Genomic DNA, 21,728 nt, shown 5'->3' with positions numbered 1-21,728 from the left:
AATAGCTCCCGACCAACCGAATTTATTTTTTTGATTAAGCAGAACAGCTCATTGCAGTAAACAGTTTTAAATGCTGTTCCAGTTTTTTAGCGGGTAAAGGTTCGCTATAAAAATTGCCTTGGTATTCATCGCAACCAATTTCTTTCACAGCATCCAAATGTTTTTGTGTTTCTACACCTTCCACGACCACTCGCAAACCAAACGCACGCGCCAAGGCAACCAGCGCAGAAACCAGAGTGGTATCATCAGGAAACGTTTTTTGTGTGGGTAAAAAATTTCTTTGTTTTTCCTGCACCGGAATTCTGCGCGGATCAATTTTTACCGCCGATATAGGCAGCGAATTTAGTGCAAGTGGTGAACAAAGATCTGAGCCGAAAGCATCCAACACAATATGGACACCACCGTCACGCAACTCGCGAAACACGGCCGCTGCCCGCGCTAAATCACTCACCACAGCCGATTCGCAAATCTCAAACTGCAAACAGGACGATGCCACCGCACAATCTTGTAAGGACTGCACAATACCGCTAAAAAAATCAGGCTGAAGATGAGCAATATCCAAATTAACTGCAACCGGTAAGTCAAAGGGAAGCGCTCCGGATTTCCACTGTTGGATTTGTTTACATGCAGCGCTTACCACCCAGTTGCAAACATGAGGAGCCTGTGCACTTTGTGAAACACGCCCCAAAAAATTCTCTGGGGCGAGCAATCCGTGGCGGGGATGATGCCAATACAACAAGGCTTCTAGCCGCGCGATTTTTCCCGTGGCAACTTCAATGGTAGGTTGGTAAAAAAGTTCGAATTGTCCGGTTTGAATAGCCAATGTCACTTCTTGTTCAAATTCATTGCGCAAACGTTCGGTTGCGTTGAGCTCTTCATGAAAAAATTGGATAGAACCACGTTGTCTCTGTTTGGCGTGATACATAGCCACGTCTGCATTTTTAAGCAGCTCTTCAGCCGTTTTGCCATCTTGCGGATAAAAACTAATGCCGATAGTAGTAGATGTTTTTACTTTCTGGCTTCCAATAGTCAAAGGCTCTGCATGAGCATTCACAATTTTTTTGGCAACCTTCATAACATCAGCGGTGTCGGGAAAACCTTCGAGCAAAATTACAAACTCATCCCCACCGAGCCGAGCAACCAAATCCGATTCGCGTACAGCGCCGGTTAAATGATTGGCCACTTGCTTTAAGAGATCATCACCAGCCTCGTGCCCAAGGGTATCGTTAATTTCTTTAAATTTATCCAAATCCAGAAACATTAACGCCAAACCTTCTTCACGGCGCGCAGCTTGAACAATGGAATGTTTTAAACGCTCCAACAATGAGCGCCGATTGAATAGTCCGGTTAAGGTATCGCGCGTGGCAAGCTCAGTGGCGCGCTGCTCTGCAATACGGCGCTCTTGCACTTCGGTTTTAAGCGCAAGGTTAACGCGTTCTAAATCCTGCATGCGCTGAATACGCAAATTCACGTTAATGGCTTCCAACTCAACGGTTTTTCGTTCCAGCTCAATATTTTTTTGCGCCAGCTCTACAAATACCGCCACTTTGGACTGCACAATCTTTGGAATGAGCGGAGCAAATAAATAATCGGCTGCCCCACTTTGATAACCTTTAAGACGATTAAATTCATCGCCGTAATAGGCCGTTACGAAAATAATGGGCACCGAGGCAGAACGTGGATGAGCGTGAATGGCTTCAGCAGTTTCAAATCCATCCATGGTGGGCATACTTATATCGAGCAAAATGACCGCGAAGTTGTGTTTCAATACTTTGCGCAACGCTTCTTCACCCGACTGAACAGTGAAGACTTCGTATTTAGGATGATCAGGATCTTCCAGCATACCCGCTAATGCGAGGAGTGTTGAAGCGTCATCATTGACAATAAGAACCTTAGGCAGTGATTCCTCGGAATACATGCAGTGTGAACCCTTAAAAATTTTATATATTCATCCTGAAAAATGAAGGATGAGCTCGAGCCGCGCGAACGGAGACGGCCTTAACCTACTGGCCTAAATAAAACTGAATCGCTTACTTTTATTGGGCTCGCAGCGCAAAAAAATATTTAAGCGCCGACAGAACTCAGGGCAGATAAGTTTGTTCACAGCGGTAGCACAGGCTCTGTTCGGCAGCGCACATAAGCTGAACAAATGGCGGCTATATACTTAAGATGCGTACTTGGGAAATAAACTTTACACAATAAGCACAGCTGCTTCGCTATCTCAGCGAACTGCATTTCCGGGGCGCAAACACTACAGCTTAGGTTACCCGGTTAAAAAAATTGCCAAAAATATCCGCTGAGCTCCGTCGCTTTATTCACTCCATTGAGTCTATACCGCATCTGGAAGCCATACTGCTAATGAATCAATTTCCCCAAGAAACCTGGGATATTACTGCTATGGCCAAACGTCTATACGTAGCAGAAGACGCCGCGGAAAAAATGCTCAAGGATTTAGCGAAGATTGGAATTTGCAAGCAACACCCCCAAGAGCGCGAACATTTCGTATATGCCCCAAAACGCGCCGAACTCAATCAAATGATTACCGAGCTGGCGGACTTTTATGCGAGTAATCTGATTGAGGTTACGAATATGGTCCATTCAAAAGCACACCAGGGCAAACGGGTTCATTTGTTTGCCGACGCTTTTAAATTCAACGAGGATAAATAATGGACGCGCTCATTTACGGATTATGTGCAGGTACCGCGTTCCTGTGTGCTGTTTTGTTGCTACGCGGTTACTTCAAAAGCCGCTACAGGTTGCTTCTCTGGGCGGGCTGGTGTTTTGTTTTTTTTACTATTAACAATGTGCTTGTAGTGGCCGACAAATTTTTTGTGGAAGATTACAGCCTTTTGAACTTCCGGCTTAGCATAGCCTTGTCCGGGCTTATTTTATTATTGTACGGCTTAATATTTGACGAGTAATCTATGAACGAAATGTTAGTTGGCGCAATTGCCACTTCAAGCTTTATTGCGGGCTTGTTCTTTTTACGGTTTTGGAAGTCTACGCAGGACAGATTCTTTTTGTTTTTTGCATTATCGTTCCTAATAGAAGCTGAAAACCGGATTTTTTTAGTCACATGCTTCAATTTAAGTGAAGAATCTCCCCTATATTATCTGATTCGATTTATTACTTACGCATTTATCATACTGGCCATTTTGGAAAAAAATAAACGCACTAAACAAGATGAGAAAGAGAAAGGGAAAGAGAAAGCGAAGTAATAAAGCAACCGGCAGCGTGCAAGCTGCCGCTATACTAGATGTAGCCTAACAATCGCAAACGGCCACAGTTTCAATAGCACTTGTTGCCTAACTCCAGAACTAAGGTTCCATACCCGCCAGAGTTAAAATTCCTGCTCAAAGCTATAGACACGCGTTTGGTAAAAGGTGTGAATTTTATTAATCCAATTTTTTTCTTCCATATTAGGCCAGCAATTTTTGTCAAAACCTGGCGCACGCTCCAAGCGTTCTTTGCATTCGTTCAGAATTAAAGTTCCGTTACGAGTATTTAACGTCAATGCCTTCCAGGGTACCGCAAATAATTTTTCGCCGACTCCAAAAATCCCACCAAAGGAGAGCACCACATAGGCGATCTCACCCGTAAAATTATTCAAAATAATTTCTTTAACATCGCCCACATGCTCATCGTCGTAGTTGTAGACATCTTTCCCGATCAGGGTGTCAGTGCCAACGAGATCGCAGTGGTAATTGCCCGCGTATTCATAGGCAGCGCCTGCGTAGTTTTCACTGGTAATGTGACTCATTTTGTACTCCCACTATAAGAATCTTCAGGATACCTAGTGTAAGAAGTGACATTTAACTATTCTGTGCGTCTGCGTACGCAAGTTATTTTCATTGATCCAAGTGTGCATAAATCACCATTTATGGCGCAAAAAAAAGCCGCCCGAAGGCGGCTCCAAAAATACCTCTCATTATTTTTTCAACACCACCGCTGCGCCGCCCGAGGGTGCGAGCGTTAAGGTGATTGTATCTGCACTGGTTTGCGTGCTCTCAGTTTTTGTTAGGGTGGAAATGGTTTTTCCATCTTGGAAAACCTGCGCTTTGTAATTGCCTTTACCTAAAAAGCTGAGCGGAATATTGAGCGTTCTTCCCGCTTCGTTAGTCATTGCACCAATGTACCAATCCTTACCTTTGCGGCGCGCGCTCACAATGTATTGGCCAATATCGCCTTGCAAGATTTTTGTTTCATCCCACACGGTTGGAACATCTTTAATAAATTCCAAACCATCTTCCCAATCACTTTTCGGCTTCGGCCAAGGGCCTTCGGTTTTTGAATAGGTGATTGGCGAATCCGCCAACATTTGGAAGGGACTGTCGTACACAACATACATCGCAACCGCTTGCCCGCGCGTGGTTTGTACATAAGGCAAAATATTGCGGCGCACTTGTGGGTATTCTTGCGGCGTTGCATGGCGGAAGCCACCCGGCGTGTAATCAATGGGGCCAAGAATCATGCGCGTAAATGGCAAGGTCACGTTGTGCGTTGCGGTTATGCGCGCGCTCCATTTGTTGTATTCCGCTCCCATCACACCTTCTTGGGTCATAAAGTGCGGATAGGTTCTGACCAAACCATTGGGCGGATATGCGCCGTGCAAATCAGCCATGATGTGGTGCTTAGCCGTCAAGCTCAACAGCTTGTGATAATAGCCAACCATGTCTTGATCTGAGCGATCCATAAAATCGACTTTAATACCTTTAATGCCCCACTTCTCATAAGCAGCTATGGCATCTTCCATTTGCCAATCCAATTGTTTCCACTGCAACCAAACCCACACGCCCACGTTTTTACTTTTGGCGTAACTGATGATCGCTGGCATATCCATAGCGGGAACTGGCTTCAACAAATCTGAACCGGGTTTCGCCATTTCGGAAGAGCCGGTGTACCAACCTTCGTCAATCAGAATGTATTCAAGGCCGAGTGTCGCCGCGAAATCGATGTAGGCTTTGTAAGTATCGGTATTCTTGCCCGACTTGGTGGCTGTTGCGCCTTTGCCCAAAACAACCTGATCACCATTCCACCAATCCCACGCGGTTTTACCGGGTTTTATCCAGCTGGTATCGGTCATTTTGGTAGGTTCGCCTAAAGCGGCGATCAGCGAGGATTCAGTTAGTTTGCCGGGATTGTCTCCCACCATAATCACCCGCCAAGATGTTTTGAAACCATCTGCGGACATGGTTACGCGGGCGGACGCGTAGTTGGAACCGTCATTCAGATTATCGAAGCTATAGGTCAAACGTGTTTCTACGCCGAGAGCGCCATCACCCGTACCGGTAAAACCTGAGCCCGGGTAATCGCGAATATCCGATTCAGCCAGAGCAAAGGTGGTTTGGCCAGCGCCGGTTTTACACACGAGCGGGTTGTCGTAGAGATTGTGTGCACGAATCGCAGAAGCCTTGATGGGATCAAACTCACCCTCGTGGCTACCCGTCATCTTGCCGGTGTTAAAGCCAAAACATTGGTAATCACCCGCGAATAAAAAGCGGGTCATTTCATTTTGAATCGTAAACTTTTCAAGGCCAGCCTGATTCGGCAATTGGTAGCGAATAGCGACGCCATCGTCATAGGCACGCACAACCAGATTCAAATTGAGTTTGCGCTCATCTTTGGCCGCGAATTTCAGCGTTGTGGTGTTGTAATGGTCGGCAACATTTTTGGTTCTGCCAAACATAGTGAAACTGGTGTTGATGGATGCATCATCCTTACCTTTGAACTCCATTTCGCTGTGCCCAACCGGCCTGTTGTTCACGATCAATCCTAAGGCAGATTCGCTGATGATGGCTTTTCCATCGAGACTGACACTGTAAGTCAACCCGTGGCCACCATTGTTTAAATCCACCTGAATGCGCGAGTTGGGAGACTTGAGCGAGTAAGTATCTGCTTGCGCAGACAAGGCTAGCGCCAAGAGACTCGCAGAGAGCACCTGATGTTTTTTCATTATGTTTTTCCTATGTGTTTGTGTTTTGACCAATTGGGTGCGGTTATTCTACTTTTTAGCCCACCAATATTAGGATATATATTACATAACTAAACCATAGATACCAACAAACAAATACCAACTAAATATAAAAAACACTTTATTGCATTAAGATGCTAGTCAAGGGGAGGACACGAATGCCCTGCCCCTCAACGAATCGACGCTCAATGGGAGCTTAAATGTTTGAGTAATCGCGCTTTAAGCGCTGGGGGAAGGTTCTTGATGGTAAGGCTGTCGGTAGCCGCATCGTAGAGGATATTGTTACCGAGGCAATCCGCATCGAAACTCATGCTTATGGAATCATTGCGGCCGCTGATACGAGCGTAACTGCGAACCTGACTGGTATCGGGAATGAACTCGGCTTTGATGTGATCTTGCGTTGACTCCACGTAACGTGAAAAGTGATCTGGCTCGTAGGTTTTCAGTTCATCCGACAAACTATTGGACAGATCTTTTATCACCACGCTCTTACCCGCTTTATTTTGCTCAAGGCAATAATCCACCACTTTATTGCGCGTTAACTTCGCGGTGGTTTCGTCCAACGATTCGGTAAAGTTATCCACGATTTTTAGGAACTCAACCGTATCGCTTTTAAGATCGTGCTTATCGCTAAAACCAATAAATTGGGTAAAGGCGTCTGATAATTCTTTCTCTCCACGTTCACGTAAAATAGCTAAATAGGTTGCCGATTCACCCGCATCCCAATCGCTTAAAGTGACTTTCGCCGCCAAACCGAGTTGAGATGAATTTAAAAAACAACTATCCGTAACAGCAAGCTCCGTATCCAAATAAATTGCATAACTATGCTCAACCACAAACACGTAGAGCAACTCGCCTGCTTCAATTTTTTCAATGACGAAAAATACGTAAGCGTCCAAAATGGTTTCAGATTTTTCTAACTCCAGCGCAAAATGCTGCATCGCTTTATGCGTAAAGCTTTCAAAACTGAAGCGTTCCTCGCGAAACTCTTTTAACCAAGACGAAAACGGAAATTCAATCGTTTCTGGCGAAAAACGTCCGTAAAACTTTCCGCCTTTGCGAATAAAGTTCACTTTTAATTCGTAGCCCAACTCCTCCAATTTTCCATTGGTATCAAAAGCAGCTTGGCGTAATTGCAATTGTGCGGATTGAGTAGGTTGCAAGCGTTGTATACGGTGGGCGATGATTCGAGTTAAAGCCATAGAAAAGCGTCTTATTGTAGTAAGATGATTGAAGTAACCAAAGTTTAACACGCAGGTATTTATTATGGATATTAAACCCAACAGCATTCAGCGTTTACGCCCTACACCGCGCTGGTCAGATGCAACGCTATTTAACGGCATAGCGCATTTTGTAGAAGTGGCGGCTGACACTGAACAAGATGTAATCAGCCAAACGTCGCAAATTCTTGCACAAACCGAAACAACGCTTGCAGAAATCGGCAGCGATAAATCCAAATTATTGTCTGCCACCATTTATTTAACGGATGCTAAAAATGCTCCCGCTTTTAATACCTTGTGGGAAGCGTGGTTACCAACAGGGAGCGCACCCTCGCGCGCTTGCGTGGTGGCGCAATTACTTGATCCTAAGATGTTGGTTGAAATTGCATTTGTTGCAGCGGTCGCCAAATCCAGATGGTGAAAATACTCATGGCAAATGTCATGAATTGTGTGAGTTCGCTTGAAAAGCCTTTTAATCATCCCAACCAAGAGATGATCGCTTGTTTTTGAGAGACCCAACCATGTTAGCCAATATTCCGTTTTCTCTACTCGAACTAGCCTCGGTACGCGAAGGCAGCACCATTAGCGAAACCTTGGCCAATTCGCTGTGTTACGCGCAAGCCGCAGAGCGTTTAGGTTTCCAACGATTTTGGTTGGCGGAGCACCACAACATGGAAGGAATCGCCAGCTCCGCGACAGCGGTGTTGATCGGTCATATCGCGGGTGGAACCAAAACCATTCGTGTGGGCTCGGGCGGCATCATGTTGCCAAATCATCCACCCTTGGTGATTGCAGAACAATTTGGCACCCTCGCCTGTTTGTACCCCAACCGAATTGATCTCGGGCTTGGGCGTGCGCCCGGTACAGATCCGATTACGAGCAGAGCACTGCGCCGCGATAATCTTGCCGCAGATCAATTCCCTACCGAAGTAAACTTATTGCAACAACTGCTGGCTCCCACTGTTCAAGGGCAAAACTTAAAAGCTATTCCCGGTGCAGGAACTCAGGTGCCTATCTGGCTATTAGGTTCCAGTTTGTTTAGCGCGCAACTCGCCGCAAAACGTGGTTTACCTTATGCATTCGCAGGGCACTTTGCCCCCAGATTAATGCGCGAAGCTGTGCGTATTTATCAAACCCAATTTCAACCCTCAGCCAACTTAGAAAAACCCTATGTGATGCTAGGCATGCCTGTTATCGCTGCTGAATCCGAACGCGAAGCAAAATTTTTATCCACGACCAGCCATCAACGCATTTTGGCGCTGCTGCGCGGGCAACCCTTGTGGCTAAGGCCGCCCGTTGAAACTATGGATGGTTTATGGAACTTGGAGGAAGAAATTCACGTGAAAGATTTCTTAGGTTTGGCGGCGGTGGGAACCCCTGCGCAAATAAAAGCAAAGCTGGAAAATTTGGTGAGCGAATTGGGCATTAACGAATTTATGTTTACGGTGGATGTTTATGATCCCGCCGTGCGTATCCATATTTTGGAATTACTGGCTTCGATAAAGGCGTCTAATTAAAAGAGGACTCGGTTTCGCGCAAGAAACTGAAAATCTGAAACTGATATAACGCAAATCCGCATCATTTAACCCAGTTAAATCCAAGAGACAGATTTACTCATCCCCTCCAAACAGCCTATGATCGGCATAGGTTAGATGCCGAACAGTAAAATGATTTAAGCGCACCTATTCTGCGAAAATGCTTTGCCTAAATTCACTAGCTAATGCAATACATCCAGCAGGGAAAAGATGACTGATGCCAACTTTCGTATTGAAGCCGATCACCAGCAATGCAACCTGGTGATTAGTGGCAATTGGGAACTGGGCAAATCTCCCGATAGCAGCACATTGACCGCGGAAATTCCTGAACATACACGGAAGATTGATCTTGTCATCCGTGAGTTAGGTCAATGGGATTCAAGTCTTGCGATTGCATTGCTAGGTATTGCGCGCTGGAGCAAAAGCAACAATATTGAATTCGATATTTCACAAGTACCGCAAGGGCTGCAACAACTCTTACGCTTGGCAACCGACGTTCCCGCTTATGAACCGGCCAACGAAACTAAACCAACCTCGCTCCGCACACTTGTTAAAAAAAGTCTTACTGCACTCGGGCAGGAAGTCCAATTAACTCTCACATTTATCGGCGACACCACTCTGGCTCTTATTCGCTGGTTGCGCGGCAGCGCTAAAACGCGTCGCAGCGATATTTTTTATTTTATCCAACAAGCCGGCCCACAAGCTTTAGCCATAGTGACGTTAATCAGCATACTCGTCGGTATGATTTTGGCGTACTTGGGTTCCGTACAATTGCGGCAACTGGGCGCACAAGTTTATGTTGCCAATTTGGTTTCACTCGGCATGGTGCGCGAGATGGGCGCACTTATGACCGCCGTGATTATGGCGGGTCGCACCGGTGCAGCCTATGCTGCGCAATTGGGTACTATGCAAGTGAACGATGAGATTGATGCGCTAAAAGTCATGGGTATTCCCAGCGTAGAATTTTTAGTCTTACCGCGAATGCTCGCTTTGGTTTTTGTTATGCCACTGCTGTGTATTTATGCTGACATTATCGGCATGGTTGGTGGCGCTTTTACCGCAGCAAATATGGATGTAAGTTTTACCCAATATGTTTTACAAACGCAGGATGCCGTGGATTGGGTAGACATTTCCACCGGAATTATTAAGAGCATCTTCTTCGGCGTTCTTATCGCAATAGCAGGTTGCCAAGCAGGTTTGCAATGTGGGCGAAATTCAAATGCTGTGGGTATGGCCGCTACCAATGCCGTAGTTCGCGCAATTGTTTACCTCGTGGTTGCAGATGCTGCCTTTAACATCCTCTACGACAAGCTGGGGATTTAAAAATGAATACGCAAAATAAAATTGAAACCCAACAAACAGATTTTATTTTGGCAAGAGACATCTGCATCGGCTACGGCGATCGAGTCGTGCAGCAAAATTTGAATTTCACTGTTAACAAGAACGATATCTTTTTTATTATCGGTGGCAGTGGTTGCGGAAAAACAACACTACTGAAAAGCATGATCGGCTTGATAGCACCTTCAAAAGGCGAAGTGCTTTACAACGGAAAAAATTATTATCAATCCGATGAAGACACACAGCTTTCATTGTTAAAAAGCTGGGGAATCACCTTTCAGTCAGGCGCACTCTTCTCCAGCATGACACTTGCGGAAAATGTCGCCCTTCCCTTACAGCTTTACACCGACCTAAGCGAAAAACAAATTGCAGAAACTGTCTCCTACAAGTTGGCTCTCGTTGGCCTCGCCGGCTTTGAGGATTTTTATCCCGCAGAAATCAGCGGCGGCATGCATAAACGCGCGGGCTTAGCTCGCGCTATTGCACTTGATCCGCAATTGCTATTTTTCGATGAACCTTCGGCCGGCCTTGATCCCATCAGCTCCTTGCGACTAGATCAATTAATTTTACAGGTGTGCCAAGCATTGGATTCTACTGTAATCATCGTTTCCCATGAATTGCCCAGTATTTTATCCATAGGCACCAATTGTATTTTTCTGGATGCACAATCTAAAACCATGCTGGATAGCGGTGATCCAAAAGTCCTATTACACAGCAGTAAAGAAGAGAAAGTCCGCCAGTTTTTAAGCCGTGCCGAAAACACAGCGGCGGATAAACCTAAGGAAGAACAATCACTATGAGTAAATCCAAAAATTCCTCGTTTGCCATAGGTGCGTTTATTGTAGGAGCGCTCATATTAATTTTTGTGGCTTTACTCTTTTTCTCTGGCGGTAAATATTTTTCAGAGAAAGAAAAAGTCATCATGTACTTCGAAGGCTCAGTACAAGGCTTACAAGTTGGAGCGCCCGTTAAACTCAAAGGTGTGGAGCTTGGGCAAATTACGGATATTCAAATTAACTTTCAAAGCGATAATAAAACCATCGTTAATGCAGTTACAGCGGACTTGGTATTAAAACGCATCAATAGCAAAGGTGCGCGCATCACCAACGAGTTTTTTGATGAAGCCATTAAAAACGGCCTTCGTGCACAATTAAATTTCCAGAGTTTTTTAACGGGTCTCTTGTATGTGGAACTTGATTTCTACCCAGACACACCTGTCAAACTCTATGGCTTGCAACAGAATACGCGAGAGTTGCCCACTGTCGCCACGCAGTTCGAGGAGCTCTCAAAAAGCTTCGCCGAAATGGATATTAAAGGCATAGCTCGTCATATAGATGAGTTTGCGATTGGGCTTAACAACATTGTAAAAGGCGGCGAGATCCAAACAACAATTAAGAACATTAACAAAGCTGCGGTCTCCATTGAGAAAACATCCAACAATGTTAATACCCGTATGACGCAGCTAAGTCAAAATATAGAGGTAACACGCGGCGAAATAGACAAGCTATTAGCAGAGCTCAACAAACAAACGCCAGAAGTCGCGAAAGCATTAAACAAAAGCCTACAGGACTTAAGTTACAGCCTCGAGCAAGTTAACAAAACCGCCGCATCTATTGATGGTGCTGTGTCCGAAAACTCACCCCTGATTAATCAGCTGAACAGTACGTTGAGTGAAATTAACCGCTCGGCACTCGCGTTCCGCAATTTAACTGAAACGCTGGAACAACAGCCGGAAGCACTGCTCCGTGGCAAAAACATTCCCAACAAGGATAAATAATCATGCGTAGATTTTTATTCGTTAGCGGCCTTTGTCTTCTTTTGTGCGCGTGCCAGCACTCGCCCAAAAAGAATTATTTTTACTTATCGCCGCTTAACGAAAAAGCGGCAACGCAAAGCGCTAGCAACCAAACATCACAATTGATTGGCATAGGCCCCGTGGATATCGCGGAATACTTGATGCGCTCCCAAATTATCGAAAGCCAATCTGACAACACGCTCACCTTAGCTGATAACGCTTACTGGGCAGAGCCATTAGACAAAAGCATTGCGCGAGTCATTTCGCTCAATTTAACGCAGCTTAATCCCTCACGCAGCTTTGTTCATTTTCCGTGGCGAAACGACAGCAAGCCGCGCTATAGCCTGCGCATTCACATAGACCAGCTTTCGCGCACTGGTAGAAACGCGAACATCAACGCGACTTGGGAACTGGTAGATAACGACGGGAAAAGCGGAACTTTACGCCGCAACTTTTTACGCAGCATTCAAGCTGATTCTGGTACAAAGGGTTTAGCACAGGCTTACAGCCAACTGCTGGGTGAGCTTTCAAAGGAAATGGATGATGCTTTGAACAAGGCTCCTTGAGACCAGAGTCGGAAAGGAGCCTTAACAAAGGCGGGTTAAACGAAATTAAGCCTCGCGGATCTCATAGGCATGAGTGATCTCCACACCACCTGCTTCCAACATGATAGATGCAGAACAGTATTTTGTGGCAGATAATTCGACAGCACGTTTCACCTGAGCCTCTTTAAGTTCTTTACCCGTCACAATGAAGTGCATATGGATTTTGGTGAATGGCGAAGGGATTCCTTCGGCACGCTCTGCTTGCAACTCACAACGGCAATCGGTCACTGCTTGGCGAGCCTTGGTCAAAATGCTCATCACATCAAAAGACGAACAGCCACCCAATCCCATCAACAGCATCTCCATGGGACGCACGCCTGTATTGCGACCGCCATGGTCTGGTGGACCATCCATCAATACCGCGTGGCCGCTGCCTGACTCGGCCAAAAACTGCGCGCCATCAACCCATTTCACAACTGCTTGCATAGAAACCTCGTCCACAATAATTAAGGCGGCAAGGTTACCACAGGACTGTCTTAAAAATGAAAATGTCACCAAAATCAACAATGATCTTCAATTTACAACTTTCTTGTGGACAAGATTCCACTCTGGGCTTATAACAACGTCACAAAGATTTGGCGTTGAACTGGTAGATTTGGCTTTCTCCAGCCATAATAAAAAATATTTATCGCCCCACGCTTATAAACAGGAGCAACAACTTGGTCGCTGTATCACTTACCCCTCACATCAAGAACGTGGACGAATTCCTGGTTCATTGCCATCGCCGCCGTTATCCGGCTAAAAGCACCATCATCTATGCTGGCGATAAGAGCGACTCTCTCTATTACATCGTAAAAGGTTCTGTCACCGTTTTGATCGAAGATGACGACGGCCACGAGATGATCGTTGCCTACCTTAATGACGGCGACTTCTTTGGTGAGATGGGCTTATTCGACGATAAGGATTCGCGTAGTGCGTGGGTAAGAGCCAAAACCGAATGTGAAGTGGCTGAAATCAGTTACGCCAAGTTCCAGGAAATTTCAGAGGCACACCCTGAGTTCTTGTTTGCCCTGGGTATGCAAATGGCTCGACGCTTGCGTGCCACCACCCGTAAAGTTGGCGACCTAGCATTCCTGGATGTGACTGGTCGCGTTGCGCGCACCTTACTCGAGCTTTGCAAAGAGCCCGACGCCATGACTCACCCGGACGGTATGCAAATCAAAATCACCCGTCAGGAAATCGGCCGCATAGTAGGTTGCTCACGTGAAATGGTTGGCCGCGTACTTAAAACCTTGGAGGATCAAGGCTTGGTGTTGGTGAAAGGTAAAACCATGGTGGTGTACGGAACGCGATAATTCCCCCCCTATATTCCCTGCTCTCAAAAGCCCGCATCTCGCGGGCTTTTTTGTATCTGGCATTGCGTTAAATACTAACAGTCTCGCCCACACCGTCTTATCCGATGGGAAAAGACGATACCTCGTAGATTCCTTTGCACACTGAGCTCCCATTTCAAATACCCAAGGAGCTTTCTGTGATCAATAAAAACTATTTGCATTCATTCTTCGTAACGGGCGCTGTGTTAGTAAGCGCTTGTCTATCCTCGTGTAACCAGGATGATAAAAAGCCAGAAGATCCCCCTATGATTAGAACAGCACAGCAAGTTGTTCAGCAGGGATTAGTAGGAGCCGTTTTCAGTAAGCTCACAACAGAGAGCACGAGTTTTGATTCAGCAGGTTTTACCAATCAAGAACAAGGTATTGCCCTTCAATCCACACAATATTTCGCATTGGGTTCCAATGGAAAATCTATTACTGCCATGCTCGCTGCGAAGATGGTTGAAGCAGGGCTAGTTCAATGGAACAGCCGCATTATTGATGTACTGCCCGAACTTAAAGACAATATTCGCGCTGAGTATTCGGAAGTTACACTTGAACAACTCCTCGATCATCGCAGCGGTATGATTCCATTAACCAGTATTGAGGAGGCTCAAAGCTATGACGGAGATTTCCCTGATGATCGATGGGAAAGACGAGTACACATCATAAAATGGATACTGAATCAAAAGCCTGTTGCGGCACCAGGAACCAGTTTTAGCTATTCCAACGCAGGATATACAGTGGCGGGCGCAATGCTCGAAAAACTAGGGAAAGACAGCTACCTCAACCTAGTCAACCAATGGGTATTAGCTCCACTCGGCATATCCGCCATCATGACGATGCCCGCAACACAATTGGCGAACCAGCCTTTGGGGTATCTGGGGCAAAAAAATCACTTGACCCAAGTAAACCCACTGGATGAGACACTGCTAAGACTGGATGACGCTATAGCACCGGCTGGTAGTCTTTGTATGACCGCCCAAGACTACGGCAAATATTTGCGTTGGCACCTGATGGCATTAAGTGGCAAAAATACTCCCATTCCCTTCAGCTACATCGATAAGCTGCAAAAGATGAGTGACGGTGAATATAAACTAGGATGGGGGTTGATTAAAAATACGCAAAGTAACGCGGCAATTCTTCTACACCTTGGAGAGACTGACGGATTTACGTCGCTTGCGATTCTCGATCAAAAAGGAAGCCTTGGCGTTTTCGCACTGGCCAATACAGCCACCGATGATGATAACCAACCTTGGGTAGCTAGTCTGTTACAAAACAATGCCCTACAACTTTACGTAAACGCAAAACATTAATCCTAGATTTGATTCGTTCGATATTGTGTTGGCGTCATGCCTGTGACCTTTTTAAAAGCCGCATTGAATGTTGCTTTTGAATTGAATCCAGATGCCAACGCAATATCCAATATGGTCTGTTGCCCGTAGGCAGCATCGTGTAAACAGCGCTGAACCTCAATCACACGATGCCGATTAATATAGTCAAAAAAACTTTCGCCTAGTTCCTCATTAAGCAACTGAGATAACTCATGAGGTGTTGCGGATAACAATTCAGCTAACTGCGTTAAGGTTAGCTCAGGCTCTAGATAGGGATGATCTCTGGTAAAAACTGTATGCAGCTCATGCTTTAATTGCGCAGTACGCGATTCAGTTAGCTTCGCTCGTGCATAACGATTTGAACCTGTTGAAGCCAACGTCTTAACCAATGGCTGGCGTTTATGATCGTCATCAAACCTTGCAAGACTTAGCGCCGGGAGCAGAATATTTTTATGCAGTAATGCGCTATACCCTAAAAAGTAAACACCGACCATCATCGCAAAATCGCTGAGAACAACAAGAGACGAATTTAAAAAATCACCTAGCACCCACACAAGCCACATAGCGCAAAATATTATTAGGGATTGCCTAAGCCAATTCATGGTTAAAATAATGTCTGACGAATATTCTTTTTTAACCGCCTTCTCAAATCTACGCCACAGCATAACGCTACAACACAGATAAATCCCCACCTGCAACTGTATTGCCACGCCGAATCCATCAATGCTCGTGGCTTCCCTATCCGCAATTAAATATTTCCTTAAGTCTTCTGTACTACCTATCAAATCAATAACAATAATTAGTGCGTAAAAAATAATAGTGGGTAAAAAATGAAGTAGATGAAAAACGTTAAAGACTGAATTGCGCCCTAATATTCCCTTGATATACAAGAACAACAAAGGGCCAATCATAAAATAGACAGGCGTTAGTATTTGCGCTAACTGCGGGTACTCATACACCACAGGAGTCGTTACCCACAAATCGACACACAAACACAACGAAATGGCGACTAATAATGCAACGAGTAAGTTATTAGGAGCAGAACCCGAAAAGCGTTTTAATAAAAACGCCAAAAATATACCGTGAGTAGCCGCTATTAAAGAAAGAACGTCGGTTAATAGCATTATGAGTAATTAGCGAAAGAATTCTTTCAATGCTGTGCCTGGATCCTCAGCTCGCATAAAGGCTTCGCCAACCAAAAACGCATTCACATTTCGCGCTCGCATGGCTTCTACATCTGCGGGAGCCAAAATACCGCTTTCAGTCACGACAATTCGCTCGCTACCGATTTTATCAAGTAGCTTGTAAGTTGTTTCCAACGTTACATCGAATGTGTGCAGGTTACGATTGTTGATTCCGATGAGTTTGTTCGGCAATTCCAACGCAATATCCAACTCCTTTTCGTCATGCACTTCTACTAACACATCCAAACCGATTTCTTGCGCAAGCGAATTCAGTTCTTTGAGCTTGGCAGTTTCCAAGGCTGCAACAATCAAAAGCACACAATCTGCGCCCAAGGCGCGCGCTTCGTAAATATGATACTCATCCACCAAAAAATCTTTGCGGATAACGGGAAGGTTTACTGCCGCGCGCGCTTGCTGTAAATACTCGTCTGCACCTTGAAAGAAATCCACATCAGTTAAAACCGACAAGCATGCTGCACCACCATCTTCATAAGAACGCGCCAAATCTGCTGGTACAAAATGTTCGCGAATTACACCTTTACTTGGCGATGCCTTTTTAATTTCAGCGATTACACCAGATTTACCCTGTGCAATTTTTTGCTCAATAGCGTTCACAAATCCACGTGCAGCTGTTTGCTCTGCAGCACGTACTTTTAAATCAGCCAAAGAGGTATGCTCTTTACGCGCTGCGATTTCTTCCCATTTGCGCGCGATAATTTTGCGCAATACGGTTGGTGTTTCAGACATACAATTTTCTCAATTCAAACCATTATAAATATTGGGTAAAGGCAGCAAGCTCGCGAATTTTTTCACCCGCCAAACTGCTACCAATTGCATCGCGCGCCATTTCAACGCCATCGGCGAAACTATCGACCACACCGCTCACATAAATAGCTGCACCGGCATTTAAGGTAATAATATCAGCGGCCTTCTCAGCGTATTGTCCACGGCGGTTGCCCAATGCATCTTTAATCAACAACAGTGAATCTTCGGCGCTGGATACACTTAAACCAATCAAACTTTTGCTTTGGATGCCAAAGTCTTCAGGCTTGATAGTGTATTCGCGAATTTCACCATTCTTTAATTCCGCAACTTGCGTTTCTGTGGCAAGACTAATTTCGTCCAAGCCATCTTTCGCGTGTACAACCATGACATGTTCGCTACCTAAACGACTCAGCACTTCTGCCATGGGTTTACACAAAGCACCGTTAAAAACACCAATAACCTGACGCTTTACTTTAGCTGGGTTTGTCATGGGGCCGAGCATATTAAAAATAGTACGCATGCCTAATTCTTTGCGCGGGCCAATCGCGTGTTTCATTGCACTGTGATGCGCTGGTGCAAACATAAAACCCACACCAATCTCTTTTACGCAACGCGCAACTTGCTCTGAGGTTATATCAAGTTTAATACCCGCAGCTTCTAATACGTCTGCACTGCCCGTTACACTAGAAACAGAACGATTCCCGTGCTTGGCAACGCGCGCGCCAGCCGCAGCTGCAACGAAAGCACTGGCTGTGGACACATTAAAAAGGTTTGCACCGTCACCACCTGTTCCGCAGGTATCAACCAAATAATCCGCTTGAATATCAACAGGTGTTGCAAGTTCTCGCATCACCATAGCAGCGCCAGTGATTTCATCCAGAGTTTCGCCCTTCATACGTAACGCAACTAAGAATCCACCGATTTGAGCAGGTGTAGCGCCGCCCGTCATAATAACGCGCATAACGGAAATCATTTCTTCTGTGCTGAGATCTACACGCGCAACCAAAGTACTTAACGCCTGTTTGATATCCATTTACCTATTGCCTCTTATTGTGATGTCTTACGACAGCATAACTGTCGTGCACCATGTTTATTTTGAGATTGTAAATCTCTCAAATATTTCTATGCAGTTAAACGTTGATCGAATAATTTAGTTTTATTTCATCGCCATGCATCCCACGAAAACCCCAGTTACAAGCCGGGCTTTCGTAAATACAAATCTCAACATCCATACAATCAATACCAATTTCTGCTTTGATTCTGTCGAATAACAAGCGAATCAGTTTTTTCTTCGCATCAACCGAGCGACCTTCGATCATCGTAATTTCGATAATAATGTAGGAATCACTTCTGCCTGCTGGCATAAAAAAGTCATCTATCTCCAAACCAATAAAACGATGTGCGCGTTTATCGGCCGGAAACTGCAAAGCGTCCATCACACATGAATGAATCGTATCGGACAGTTTTGCTTTAATGGGATCGAGAGACGATTTTAGGCCGTAAATCTTGATCTGGGACATTTATTTGCCCTCAAGAAAATTACGCAACATGTCGTGACCCTGCTCGGTCAAAATCGACTCGGGGTGAAATTGAACACCTTCAACCGCAAGCGTCTTATGTTTTACGCCCATGATTTCGCCCATACTGCCATCTTCATTTTGCGTCCACGCGGTGATTTCCAAACACTCAGGAATAGATTCTTTTTCAATCACCAAAGAATGATAACGCGTAGCTTGAAAGGGATTTTTCAGGCCGGTAAATACGCCCGTGTTGTTGTGATAAACCTGCGAGGTTTTACCGTGCATTACGTAAGGTGCACGAATCACTTTTCCACCTAAAGCCTGACCAATACTTTGGTGACCTAAACAAACACCTAGCAGTGGAATTTTTCCCGCAAAGGTTTTAATCGTATCAACCGAAACCCCCGCTTCAGTAGGCGTACATGGGCCGGGAGAAATCACAATTTTTTCTGGGGCGAGTGCAGCAATTTCTTCTATGGTAATTTCATCGTTGCGCACAACTTTTACATCTGCACCCAACTCACCTAAATATTGCACCAGGTTGTAGGTAAACGAATCGTAATTATCAATCATTAAAATCATTCTGCTTCTCCCACCATATCAACGGCTTTAAAAATGGCACGCGCTTTATTCATGGTTTCTTTCCATTCCAAGGCAGGTACTGAATCCGCAACAACACCAGCGCCCGCTTGTACATAAAGCTTGTTATCTTTGATTACTGCTGTACGAATCGCAATTGCAGTATCCATGTTGCCATTCCAGGAGATATAACCTACCGCGCCACCATAGATGCCGCGTTTTTCTGTTTCAAATTCGTCAATGATTTCCATTGCGCGAATTTTCGGCGCGCCACTTAAAGTACCCGCAGGAAGCGCAGCACGTAAAACGTCCATTGCATCCAAACCGGCTTTTAATTTTCCGGTTACGTTGGAGGTAATGTGCATAACATGCGAGTAACGCTCTACGACCATTTTGTCGGTGAGCTTTACGCTGCCGATTTCAGCAACGCGACCCACGTCGTTGCGCCCCAAGTCAATCAGCATTAAATGTTCCGCAATTTCTTTTGGATCATTGACCAACTCAATTTCAAGTGCCTTGTCTTCTTCCGGCGTGTAACCACGACGACGTGTTCCGGCGATGGGGCGAACAGTAACTTCACCATCTTCCAAACGCGCGAGAATTTCAGGGCTTGACCCCACAACGTGGTGATCGCCCAAATCCATGAAATACATGTAGGGCGATGGATTCAGGTTACGCAGTGCGCGGTACAAATTGATTGGTTCTTGCGTGAAATCAATCGACAAGCGTTGGGAGATAACCACTTGCATAGTATCGCCAGACAAAACGTATTCTTTGATTTTATCGACAACATCATGGAAATTTTTCTCGCCAAAATGCGATTGAAATTTCGCTTCACTGTGGGTGCTCATGCCCAAGCTCAAACTGGGTGTTGCGGGAATTTCACCACGCAGTTTTGCTTCAAGTTCATCCAAACGCGCATTGGCTTTTGCATAGGCGTTATCGACTTCTGGATTCGCATGAATGACAAAAATAAGTTTTCCGGCAAGATTATCAAACACCAAAACTTCGTCAGAAACGCTGAGCAAAATATCCGGCGTACCTATGATGTCTTTAGGCATGGATGCTTTTAAATGCGGTTCCACATAACGCACGCAATCGTAAGCAAAGTAGCCTACCAAACCACCCGTAAAACGCGGCAAGCCGGGCAATTCAGGCGCGCGATAACGCTGCTTAAATTCATCCACAAAACTTAAAGCATCTGCACGTGTATGGCGTTCAACAATTTCGCCATCGCGCTCAACCTGAATTTCATCGCCAAAGGCTTTAAGAATGGTGCGCGCAGGCAAACCAATCATGGAGTAACGGCCCCATTTTTCGCCGCCTTGCACAGATTCAAATAAATAAGAGTAAGGCCCACTGGCCAATTTAAGATAAGAAGAGAGCGGCGTATCCAAATCTGCTAATACTTCGCGCATAACAGGAATACGGTTATAGCCCTGCTGGGCCAACTCGGCAAAATGTTCGGGAGTCATGTCATTACCTTTTTACTCGCCGCGCTCCTAGGTTGAGCCAATGCGGCAAGCTTTTTTCATTTATTAATTCGAGTTTGCGATTCTAGCGAATAGAGAGCGCAAACATGGAGAAGAGGCCTCACATGCAAACACAACGAACGGCTTGCACACAGGCGAAATGAACTAGCGACGCCATCGGGCGACGAGGTAGGCAGCGCACTCTGTAGTGGTAAAGGTTGCGTTTGTCACGAGGGTAAATTCCCGGAAGTTGCATCTCAATATTGAGACTATTGCGTTTGAACTGAGGGCAAGTGTACTGAATTAATCCAGAAATGCCTACCCTCTAACCGTTTTATTGATCGCCTAAATTACAACTTAGAACAGTTACAACTTAGCGGCCGCCAACTCCGAATGCATCGCACGAATAGCCTCCGCATAATTAGGCGCACCGAAAATTGCAGAACCCGCAACAAAGGTATCCGCGCCTGCCTCCGCAATTTCACGAATGTTGCTGATTCCAACACCGCCATCCACCTCAAGCCTTGTCGAAAAGCCGCCGGCGTCGATAAGCGCGCGCGCTTCACGCAACTTGTCTAATGTGTGAGGAATAAATTTCTGCCCACCAAAACCGGGGTTAACAGACATCAGTAGCAACATATCCAGTTTGTAAAGCGAGTTTTTAACCAGCTCCAGCGAACTGGCGGGATTAAGTACCAAACCGGGTTTACAGCCCTTCTCTTTAATAAGCTCGATAGACCTGTCTATATGGCGAGATGCCTCGGGGTGAAAGCTAATATATGTAGCGCCGGCCTCTGCAAATTGAACAATTAAGTCATCCACCGGCTCTACCATGAGATGCACATCTATGGGCGCGGTGATACCGTATTTACGCAGCGCTTTGCAGACCATGGGGCCAATGGTCAAATTGGGAACATAGTGGTTATCCATCACATCAAAGTGGATAAAGTCGCCGCCAGCCGCTACCACAGCCTCCGCTTCGGCTCCCAAACGTGCAAAATCGGCTGCAAGAATAGATGGGGCGATCTTGAAATCTCGTCTAAAGTTCTGCATAGCCTTAAAGTTTTCCGTAAATGATCCGATTACCTAAATGATCA

General features: G+C 45.5%; 23 protein-coding genes. 11 read left to right on the top strand and 12 right to left on the bottom strand.

What is annotated here, in order from left to right; translation table 11 throughout:
• Nucleotides 1-34: 34 nt before the first annotated feature.
• The gene (locus tag U1F02_RS06855; RefSeq protein WP_409989632.1) at nucleotides 35-1,918 is read right to left on the bottom strand and encodes a diguanylate cyclase domain-containing protein; all 1,884 of its coding nucleotides are present in this window, start codon (nucleotides 1,916-1,918) and stop codon (nucleotides 35-37) included.
• Between the two features lie 440 nt (nucleotides 1,919-2,358).
• On the opposite strand from U1F02_RS06855, the gene U1F02_RS06850 reads away from it, so the two are divergent.
• The 3 genes from U1F02_RS06850 to U1F02_RS06840 are packed head-to-tail and all read left to right on the top strand — an operon-like array spanning nucleotide 2,359 to nucleotide 3,218.
• Nucleotides 2,359-2,667, top strand: coding sequence for a hypothetical protein (locus tag U1F02_RS06850; protein WP_409989631.1), 309 nt, complete (start codon nucleotides 2,359-2,361; stop codon nucleotides 2,665-2,667).
• Complete coding sequence (locus U1F02_RS06845) at nucleotides 2,667-2,921, top strand: DUF5985 family protein (RefSeq protein WP_409989630.1); 255 nt, start codon at nucleotides 2,667-2,669, stop codon at nucleotides 2,919-2,921. The genes U1F02_RS06850 and U1F02_RS06845 overlap by 1 nt, the downstream gene beginning before the upstream one ends.
• Before the next feature lie 3 nt (nucleotides 2,922-2,924).
• Complete coding sequence (locus U1F02_RS06840; RefSeq protein ID WP_409989629.1) at nucleotides 2,925-3,218, top strand: DUF5985 family protein; 294 nt, start codon at nucleotides 2,925-2,927, stop codon at nucleotides 3,216-3,218.
• A 122-nt stretch (nucleotides 3,219-3,340) separates the two neighbouring features.
• Here the strand turns inward: U1F02_RS06840 and U1F02_RS06835 are convergent, their stop codons facing one another.
• From U1F02_RS06835 to U1F02_RS06825, 3 genes are all read right to left on the bottom strand, one after another.
• Nucleotides 3,341-3,760 carry a PRC-barrel domain-containing protein gene (locus tag U1F02_RS06835; RefSeq protein WP_409989628.1) on the bottom strand — a complete coding sequence of 140 codons (420 nt, stop codon included), beginning with the start codon at nucleotides 3,758-3,760 and terminating at the stop codon, nucleotides 3,341-3,343.
• Between the two features lie 168 nt (nucleotides 3,761-3,928).
• Nucleotides 3,929-5,953 carry a glycoside hydrolase family 97 protein gene (locus U1F02_RS06830; RefSeq protein ID WP_409989627.1) on the bottom strand — a complete coding sequence of 675 codons (2,025 nt, stop codon included), beginning with the start codon at nucleotides 5,951-5,953 and terminating at the stop codon, nucleotides 3,929-3,931.
• A 203-nt stretch (nucleotides 5,954-6,156) separates the two neighbouring features.
• Complete coding sequence (locus U1F02_RS06825) at nucleotides 6,157-7,173, bottom strand: nucleoid-associated protein (RefSeq protein WP_409989626.1); 1,017 nt, start codon at nucleotides 7,171-7,173, stop codon at nucleotides 6,157-6,159.
• 64 nt (nucleotides 7,174-7,237) lie between these two features.
• Between U1F02_RS06825 and U1F02_RS06820 the strand changes: the two genes are divergently transcribed.
• From U1F02_RS06820 to U1F02_RS06795, 6 genes are all read left to right on the top strand, one after another.
• On the top strand, nucleotides 7,238-7,612 hold the full coding sequence (locus U1F02_RS06820) for a RidA family protein (RefSeq protein WP_409989625.1): 375 nt from the start codon (nucleotides 7,238-7,240) through the stop codon (nucleotides 7,610-7,612).
• 100 nt (nucleotides 7,613-7,712) lie between these two features.
• Nucleotides 7,713-8,708: an LLM class flavin-dependent oxidoreductase gene (locus tag U1F02_RS06815; protein ID WP_409989624.1), complete on the top strand. Its 996-nt coding sequence runs from the start codon at nucleotides 7,713-7,715 to the stop codon at nucleotides 8,706-8,708.
• Between the two features lie 228 nt (nucleotides 8,709-8,936).
• Nucleotides 8,937-10,049, top strand: coding sequence for an MlaE family ABC transporter permease (locus tag U1F02_RS06810; RefSeq protein WP_409989623.1), 1,113 nt, complete (start codon nucleotides 8,937-8,939; stop codon nucleotides 10,047-10,049).
• Between the two features lie 2 nt (nucleotides 10,050-10,051).
• The gene (locus tag U1F02_RS06805; protein WP_409989622.1) at nucleotides 10,052-10,864 is read left to right on the top strand and encodes an ABC transporter ATP-binding protein; all 813 of its coding nucleotides are present in this window, start codon (nucleotides 10,052-10,054) and stop codon (nucleotides 10,862-10,864) included.
• Complete coding sequence (locus U1F02_RS06800; RefSeq protein ID WP_409989621.1) at nucleotides 10,861-11,841, top strand: MlaD family protein; 981 nt, start codon at nucleotides 10,861-10,863, stop codon at nucleotides 11,839-11,841. The genes U1F02_RS06805 and U1F02_RS06800 overlap by 4 nt, the downstream gene beginning before the upstream one ends.
• Before the next feature lie 2 nt (nucleotides 11,842-11,843).
• Entirely contained in the window at nucleotides 11,844-12,425 is a 582-nt protein-coding gene (locus U1F02_RS06795; protein WP_409989620.1) for a membrane integrity-associated transporter subunit PqiC, read from the top strand.
• A gap of 45 nt (nucleotides 12,426-12,470) precedes the next feature.
• Here U1F02_RS06795 and U1F02_RS06790 read toward each other — a convergent pair whose 3' ends face one another.
• A complete protein-coding gene (locus U1F02_RS06790) occupies nucleotides 12,471-12,890 on the bottom strand; it encodes an OsmC family protein (RefSeq protein ID WP_409989619.1) in 420 nt (139 codons plus the stop codon).
• A gap of 233 nt (nucleotides 12,891-13,123) precedes the next feature.
• On the opposite strand from U1F02_RS06790, the gene crp reads away from it, so the two are divergent.
• Both crp and U1F02_RS06780 read left to right on the top strand, forming a co-directional pair.
• A complete protein-coding gene (gene crp, locus U1F02_RS06785; protein ID WP_409989618.1) occupies nucleotides 13,124-13,759 on the top strand; it encodes a cAMP-activated global transcriptional regulator CRP in 636 nt (211 codons plus the stop codon).
• Between the two features lie 176 nt (nucleotides 13,760-13,935).
• Nucleotides 13,936-15,093 (top strand): serine hydrolase domain-containing protein, encoded by a 1,158-nt coding sequence (locus U1F02_RS06780; RefSeq protein WP_409989617.1) that lies wholly within the window; start codon nucleotides 13,936-13,938, stop codon nucleotides 15,091-15,093.
• A 2-nt stretch (nucleotides 15,094-15,095) separates the two neighbouring features.
• Here the strand turns inward: U1F02_RS06780 and U1F02_RS06775 are convergent, their stop codons facing one another.
• From U1F02_RS06775 to rpe, 7 genes are all read right to left on the bottom strand, one after another.
• The gene (locus U1F02_RS06775) at nucleotides 15,096-16,184 is read right to left on the bottom strand and encodes a helix-turn-helix transcriptional regulator (RefSeq protein WP_409989616.1); all 1,089 of its coding nucleotides are present in this window, start codon (nucleotides 16,182-16,184) and stop codon (nucleotides 15,096-15,098) included.
• A 60-nt stretch (nucleotides 16,185-16,244) separates the two neighbouring features.
• Nucleotides 16,245-17,042, bottom strand: a complete 798-nt coding sequence (gene trpC / locus U1F02_RS06770; RefSeq protein ID WP_409989615.1) for an indole-3-glycerol phosphate synthase TrpC — start codon at nucleotides 17,040-17,042, stop codon at nucleotides 16,245-16,247.
• A gap of 22 nt (nucleotides 17,043-17,064) precedes the next feature.
• Nucleotides 17,065-18,093, bottom strand: coding sequence for an anthranilate phosphoribosyltransferase (gene trpD / locus U1F02_RS06765; protein ID WP_409989614.1), 1,029 nt, complete (start codon nucleotides 18,091-18,093; stop codon nucleotides 17,065-17,067).
• A 97-nt stretch (nucleotides 18,094-18,190) separates the two neighbouring features.
• Complete coding sequence (locus U1F02_RS06760) at nucleotides 18,191-18,580, bottom strand: tautomerase family protein (RefSeq protein ID WP_409989613.1); 390 nt, start codon at nucleotides 18,578-18,580, stop codon at nucleotides 18,191-18,193.
• Nucleotides 18,581-19,162, bottom strand: coding sequence for an anthranilate synthase component II (locus U1F02_RS06755; protein WP_409989612.1), 582 nt, complete (start codon nucleotides 19,160-19,162; stop codon nucleotides 18,581-18,583).
• On the bottom strand, nucleotides 19,159-20,634 hold the full coding sequence (gene trpE / locus U1F02_RS06750; RefSeq protein WP_409989611.1) for an anthranilate synthase component I: 1,476 nt from the start codon (nucleotides 20,632-20,634) through the stop codon (nucleotides 19,159-19,161). Before trpE ends, U1F02_RS06755 begins: the two co-directional genes overlap by 4 nt.
• 363 nt (nucleotides 20,635-20,997) lie before the next feature.
• A complete protein-coding gene (gene rpe / locus U1F02_RS06745; RefSeq protein ID WP_409989610.1) occupies nucleotides 20,998-21,684 on the bottom strand; it encodes a ribulose-phosphate 3-epimerase in 687 nt (228 codons plus the stop codon).
• Between the last annotated feature and the right edge of the window lie 44 nt (nucleotides 21,685-21,728).

The sequence above is a fragment of the Cellvibrio sp. genome (assembly GCF_046347455.1).
Classification (GTDB): domain Bacteria; phylum Pseudomonadota; class Gammaproteobacteria; order Pseudomonadales; family Cellvibrionaceae; genus Cellvibrio.
This window is presented reverse-complemented; position numbering and strand designations above follow the sequence as displayed.